General features: G+C 38.5%; 8 protein-coding genes. 2 read left to right on the top strand and 6 right to left on the bottom strand.

The window, feature by feature from the left end; genetic code table 11:
• Positions 1-240: 240 nt before the first annotated feature.
• Positions 241-405 (top strand): hypothetical protein, encoded by a 165-nt coding sequence (locus LM917_RS23360; protein WP_232700115.1) that lies wholly within the window; start codon positions 241-243, stop codon positions 403-405.
• Positions 406-437: 32 nt separating this feature from the next.
• Positions 438-575 carry a hypothetical protein gene (locus LM917_RS23355; RefSeq protein WP_232700114.1) on the top strand — a complete coding sequence of 46 codons (138 nt, stop codon included), beginning with the start codon at positions 438-440 and terminating at the stop codon, positions 573-575.
• Positions 576-671: 96 nt separating this feature from the next.
• Here the strand turns inward: LM917_RS23355 and LM917_RS23350 are convergent, their stop codons facing one another.
• The 6 genes from LM917_RS23350 to LM917_RS23325 form a co-directional block, all read right to left on the bottom strand.
• A complete protein-coding gene (locus LM917_RS23350) occupies positions 672-2,015 on the bottom strand; it encodes an MFS transporter (RefSeq protein ID WP_232700113.1) in 1,344 nt (447 codons plus the stop codon).
• A gap of 7 nt (positions 2,016-2,022) precedes the next feature.
• Positions 2,023-2,604: an NADPH-dependent FMN reductase gene (locus LM917_RS23345; RefSeq protein ID WP_232700112.1), complete on the bottom strand. Its 582-nt coding sequence runs from the start codon at positions 2,602-2,604 to the stop codon at positions 2,023-2,025.
• 360 nt (positions 2,605-2,964) lie between these two features.
• A complete protein-coding gene (locus tag LM917_RS23340; protein ID WP_232700111.1) occupies positions 2,965-3,996 on the bottom strand; it encodes an LLM class flavin-dependent oxidoreductase in 1,032 nt (343 codons plus the stop codon).
• A 312-nt stretch (positions 3,997-4,308) separates the two neighbouring features.
• Positions 4,309-4,638, bottom strand: a complete 330-nt coding sequence (locus tag LM917_RS23335) for a DUF3870 domain-containing protein (RefSeq protein ID WP_232700110.1) — start codon at positions 4,636-4,638, stop codon at positions 4,309-4,311.
• Between the two features lie 32 nt (positions 4,639-4,670).
• A complete protein-coding gene (locus LM917_RS23330; protein ID WP_232700109.1) occupies positions 4,671-5,159 on the bottom strand; it encodes a GNAT family N-acetyltransferase in 489 nt (162 codons plus the stop codon).
• A 117-nt stretch (positions 5,160-5,276) separates the two neighbouring features.
• On the bottom strand, positions 5,277-5,696 hold the full coding sequence (locus LM917_RS23325; RefSeq protein ID WP_232700108.1) for a GNAT family N-acetyltransferase: 420 nt from the start codon (positions 5,694-5,696) through the stop codon (positions 5,277-5,279).
• Positions 5,697-5,842: the final 146 nt, after the last annotated feature.

Genomic DNA, 5,842 nt, shown 5'->3' with positions numbered 1-5,842 from the left:
TTATATGTCTTGTCAGCACTTACCGCGCTGGACAAATGCCTGTTTTACGAAAGATAGGCTATTTACTTGTTTCCTAGGAACAAAACGGTCATGACCGTTTTGTTGGACCGCAAGCGGTCACATCCAGTTTTATGAAAAACGTCGAGACGTTTTTCACAGAAAAAAAAACAGGGAATAGGTCACCACGCCTTTTGCTCATACTAGCTGTACTGAAATTCGAAAGATTGAGGAGGATACTGTATGAAGAACTATTTCTATCAAGATGATCCAGCTGCTTCACACCCAGATAATGCGGCTCCATTTTCCTCATTACTGGTTTTTATTGAGGATGAAGCAGAAAAAAATAGGCTACAAGCGCAAGAGAAACATGCTGGTGCTGCGTACAGATTTTTGTATTGGGAATAATATCTATCAGATTATAAAGGAGGGAATAAGCGATGAGTATGGATAAACAACGTTACTCCGATAATTCCAAGGTACGAGAAGAGGCAAATAATCAGCCAAAAAAAGTACAAGATGATCGACCAGGGTATGGAGATAAAAAACTGGAGGGTCCAGATCGTCCGTCTACGTAAAGATATTCCATGATTTGTATCTATCGGTATCGATCATAAGGTTATAGAAAAAGGCATGTGCCCAAGAAATAATCGGGTAACATGCCTTTTAGCTTTTTATACAATTTCATTCTTTTTATCTGGAACAAACATAATAGCGACACAAGCAAGAAAAGCAGTAATAACAAAGGTATAGAAGCTCCACATTTGGTCAACCTGCATCGCAATTAGGATACCTATTACAATAGGACCAGAAATGGCGCCTATCCGTCCACATCCTAATCCGAGTCCAATACCTGTTGCCCGGGCATTGGAAGGATAGTATTTGGTTACGTAAGCATTAAGCACTTGCGTAATTCCTACGGTTCCAAAGCCTGCTATTCCCACCAAAAGATATACCACAAACATTGAGGACTTAACAGTAAGAAGAGCAATACAAATGGCGGCCATTAAGTACGATATGCTAATGATGTGCTTGGAACCAAAACGATCCGCCAAAGTCCCGGCAAGCAAAGCCCCTATTGTGGCACTAAGGTTTAGCGTTAGTAAAAAAGAAAGGCTTGATCCGAGGGGATATCCTGATTGCCTCATCATTTGAGGAAGCCATGTGTTCAATCCGTATACCAAATAGAAACCCATAATATAGGTAATCCATAAAAATATCGTTGCTCTTCGATATGATGGCGAAAAAACGGCAGAAAGACCCTCCAAAATTTTCACCTTTTCTGGCTTCTTCCCTTCAACATTTGGATCTAGAATATCCGTGATTTTTGTGTGATAACGTTTACAAATCGCTTCAGCTTCTTTCATTCGTTTGCGCATTACTAAAAAGCTGACAGACTCAGGTAAATAATACATCAAAAACGGAACAAACAATAAGGGAATTGCGCCAATCCAAAACATAAACTGCCAACCCATTTGCTCTAAAAATAGAATTGCGAATATGGCTCCTAGTACAGTTCCTAGCGAGTAACCTGTAAACATGAGGGCGTAAGTGAGAGAACGGCGATGAGTGGGAGAATATTCAATGGTAAGAGCTGAAGCGGTAGGGATTACTCCACCTAGACCAATACCGCCTATAAAGCGATAAAAACCAAACATCCCTGGCGTGGCTGCCATAGCAGCTAGTCCCATTGTGATGGAGAATAAGATAATACAACTAATAAGAGTCCATTTACGCCCGATAATATCGGTGATTGTTCCTACACATACTGCTCCTACTAACATACCAGCCAAAGCATAGCTACCAATTGCACCTGCCTGAGCTGAAGTAAGAGACCATGCCTCGTACTCTAATAATTTTGGCAATACTGCTCCATAGATTCCCAAGTCGTAGCCATCTGCCAGCATGGCAAACCAACAGGCGGCTACAACTAAAAATGTTAAACGTCGCGGGATACCAGGATTTGTAGATTTTCCATTTACATTCTCAGGAAGTTGATTCAAGGATATTTGGCTCATATTCGTTTCAGCCCTCCTTTATTTGTTTCTCCCATTTCAATCCGTATTGCATGTCCTCTTTTAATCCTTTTTGCATGTAGACTAGCTCATTCGCTAATATTTCGATTCTGGTTAGTACCTGTGTATCAATTATCTCATTAGCTTCGTTGAAATGATCATTCGTTACGTAGATATAGCTAGGCGCTACAAAGGAGCGTAAATAGCCAGCTATTGGTTTCATTTGATTTTCAATAACCAGATAATGTTGATACGTTCCACCATTTGCAACAAATCCCATTACTTTATGGCGAAAAGCAGTAGGTGGAACCAAATCAAAAATATTTTTTAGTGGCGCAGGCATAGAACCATTGAAGATGGGAAGGCCAATCAAATAAAAATCTGCTTCTTGGATCTGGTTAATTATTCGTTGTGTATCTTCATTGTAGGAAGCAAGTGGACGACCATCACAAAATTGCATATTATAATCTCGCAGGTCTAGTATGGAGGTCTCTACCTGAGGATGAAATTTTTTCACTTCATCCAATACTTTATTTACTAGCAAACAGGTTTTCGCCCCCAAAATTGTTCCTGAAATTCCTATTAGTTTCATATTTTCTCAGTGGAGACACGCGACTTTATTCGTGTGAGGAAACTGAGTCGTTTCAGGCGTGGTTTATAGCCGACTCACTCCACCGCTACCTCCTTTATGGTATTATTTAGGTACAAGAAAACCGTTGGGTAGCACTTGCTACTAAAGGCACTTGTATAGTTCTTTGAAAACTCAAAGTATAGGATTGGTTGTAGAAAGTCGTTACAACCGTAAAACTTTGAAGATTAAACAAACCGTCTTAACGGTACATAGTAGGCATGACCTACTATGTAGGGTAGATGTCAACCTGCCCTGATGTAACACTACGCTTGTAAAAGCGAAAAAAGATAGGAGTCGAAAGACGCTTGTACTATCGGGTAGTTACAAGCTTGTGACTTTAGTCATGAGTTGTTGACTTGTGGCTTCTTTCATAACAGGCATAACTTGTTTAGCCACTAGCTCCATAGATTTCAATACCTGTTCATGAGGCAGTCCTCCAAAATTCATCAGCATCATAATGTGGTCTAAGCCCGCTTGTTGGTATTTCTTCAGCATGGTGATCACATCTTCTGGCGTACCAATAAGTAACTGTTCACGTTGCTCTAGATCCTCATACTGTGCACCTTTGCCATACTGACGGGTATCAAGGTATAGGTTAAGATGAGGCTTGGCAATACGAATTGCCTCTTCTCTTGTCTCGGCAACAAAGGTATGCAGCGCGAGCGGGATCTTGATTTTGCTCTCATCATGACCTGCTTCACGATAAGCCGCTTTATAATCGGAAATGACTTGATCCAGTTCAGCAATAGAATTGCTGGATACATAAGGAACACCCATGATGTTATAGCCCATCTTCCCTACATATTGAGCACCTTGCGAACGAAGAGCACCAATCCAAAGTGGTACTTGTTTTTGCTTGGGAATAACCTGAAGTTGAATGTTTGTGTATTGGAAGTATTCACCTTGATGAGAGAATTTTTCTCCTGTCCATGCCTTTTCTATAACAGCAAGCGCATCGTTAAAACGGAATGCTTTGTCCTTTCCTTCTACATTAAAGCCTGCGAATTCATGTGGTAAATATCCACTACCTAGTCCCAGATTGAGCCTCCCATTGCTTAAAACATCCAGAAGTGCGTAATCTTCTGCAACTTGGATAGGATTATGAAAAGGAAGCGAAACAATAGATACCCCTAATCGAATGTTTTGGGTGTGCTGAGCTGCCGCCGTTAATAATAATTGTGGAGATGTAAGAATACCGTATTCACTAAAATGATGTTCAGCATACCAAACTGAGTCATACCCCCACTTATCTGCCGCCTTTGTCTGCTCTAGTACCTCGTGAAGTAATTCTTCTGGAGTACGATTACATTTTCCTTTGTAATTGTCAAAAACAGTAAATAATCCAAATTGCATGGTCGTAACCTCCCTGAAATGAAAGTGGAATAGTAGAAAACTTGGCTCTACCAAGCCTTTGGCGCGGGCAAAGCCTTAGTTGCACTTATGCATATAAGAATTTTATAAATTCTTATATGTAAAAAAACCAGTAGTCAAAGAAAATGCACACGAAAAAATCGCTATGCTTCTCTTAGTCTACTGGTGTTTTATCTACTTAGTTGGGAACTGGGTTCACTGTCCCGTTCCGGTAGATAAGCCAGAATGTATTGGTTTACATCCTATTATATATTGAATAATTTTAATTTTCAAACATTTTAATTTTCAAATATTTTATTCTCCTTTTATTTCTAAATATCTTTCATATGCAAACCGGATAGATTGAATCACGGCCCGTTGAGGGGGAACCAGGAATTTGGTCTCCACTTCTTCTAGGAGTGGTTCAATACCATTCCCTACAGATTTACCTCGAAAGAAAGAAGAGATGAAGTCATTTGTTATCGACATGAGAAAAGTAAAAGATGCATCTATAATTGTTTCCGTATCTTTATCGATAATTAGCACACAGCCTATCATTTTTTGTATCTCATAGATGGGAGTTCCTTTTGGAAGTTGGGCAAATCCTGCTACAAGAACATAACTATCCTTTACTGGTATGGACAAGTCTATTTCCTCCTTCTAATTAGATATAATCTCTACTTCATTAACCCATTCGTATCAAATTCCTGAACTGATCTTCTATGTTCATCATACTCTTCGTAATATTTTCCATTTGTATATTCGGAAATGACACCTCGCCAGAATGCTTGTGCCGGATAGTTTTTTTGTATTTGTGTAATTTTCCATCTCCCTGTAAACATATCAAATATTTTCATTGCAGCTACTTTCCCTATTCCCTTACCTTTAAACTTCCTCATCACAAAAAACTCTTCAATAGTGCTGGGTTCTGTATATGTTTTGCTTTTAACCAGAACAAATCCTGCTAATTCATCATCCACTTTAATAAAGAACGGGTGATGATTTGAACTTTCCCAATACATAGTAAGATTAAAAGGCTCATACATTCCATTATCGTTTAATTTGATGCTTTTCACATATTTACTGAACTCGTAAACATAATATTGCATAATGTTATGTAGAATGGGCTGTTCTTCGAAACTCACTCTTTCCAAACGAATAGTCACAAAAAGACCTCCATATCTGTGTGATTTGAAGCATAACTTTGCCGCAACGGTAAATTTATGCTTTATTTTTATATTAGAAGCTTGAATACCAACAAAATCATCCGTTTGTTGAAGAAGTTACTCTAAATACTCATCACTTAGATTAGGATTTAGATACCTTGCCATTCCTGTTTTAAGTCTTTTTAAGCCAAGTTTTCGATAAAAATCTTCATTCCCAGTTGTTGATAATAAATGTACGCAAGAAACATTACTTAGCTTATCAAGTAAAAACCCCATAATTTTTTTAGCTATTCCTTGCCTTTGAAAATCTCGATGGACCACAACGTCATAAATCGCTGCATTAAAAACACCATCCGTCATCGCCCTGCCAAACCCAATAATTCGGCCATTAACTGTAACTAATGCTATGACATTACTGGCTTCAAAAACTTGTTTAATAATCTCGTTTGTATGCTTTGTCCACTTAACAGAAGCATAAACTTCCTTCATTTCATCGAGATTTGCATTGGAAAAATCACTATGTATCCGAATGTCCATATTAACTCCCCCAAACTAAACTTCTTTATTCTATAGTAATCATTATAACAATTGAATCATAGACTTTGACCTGTTTGGAAGAAAAGCAATTCATAATATATAGAGATAATAAAGTTTCTGTAGTACTTAAAGACAAGAATGTACTC

This window comes from Brevibacillus daliensis, from assembly GCF_021245735.1.
GTDB classification, from domain to species: Bacteria; Bacillota; Bacilli; order Brevibacillales; family Brevibacillaceae; genus Brevibacillus_B; species Brevibacillus_B daliensis.
The sequence above is the reverse complement of the archived record's forward strand: the minus strand, read 5'-3'. Positions and strand labels throughout refer to the sequence as shown.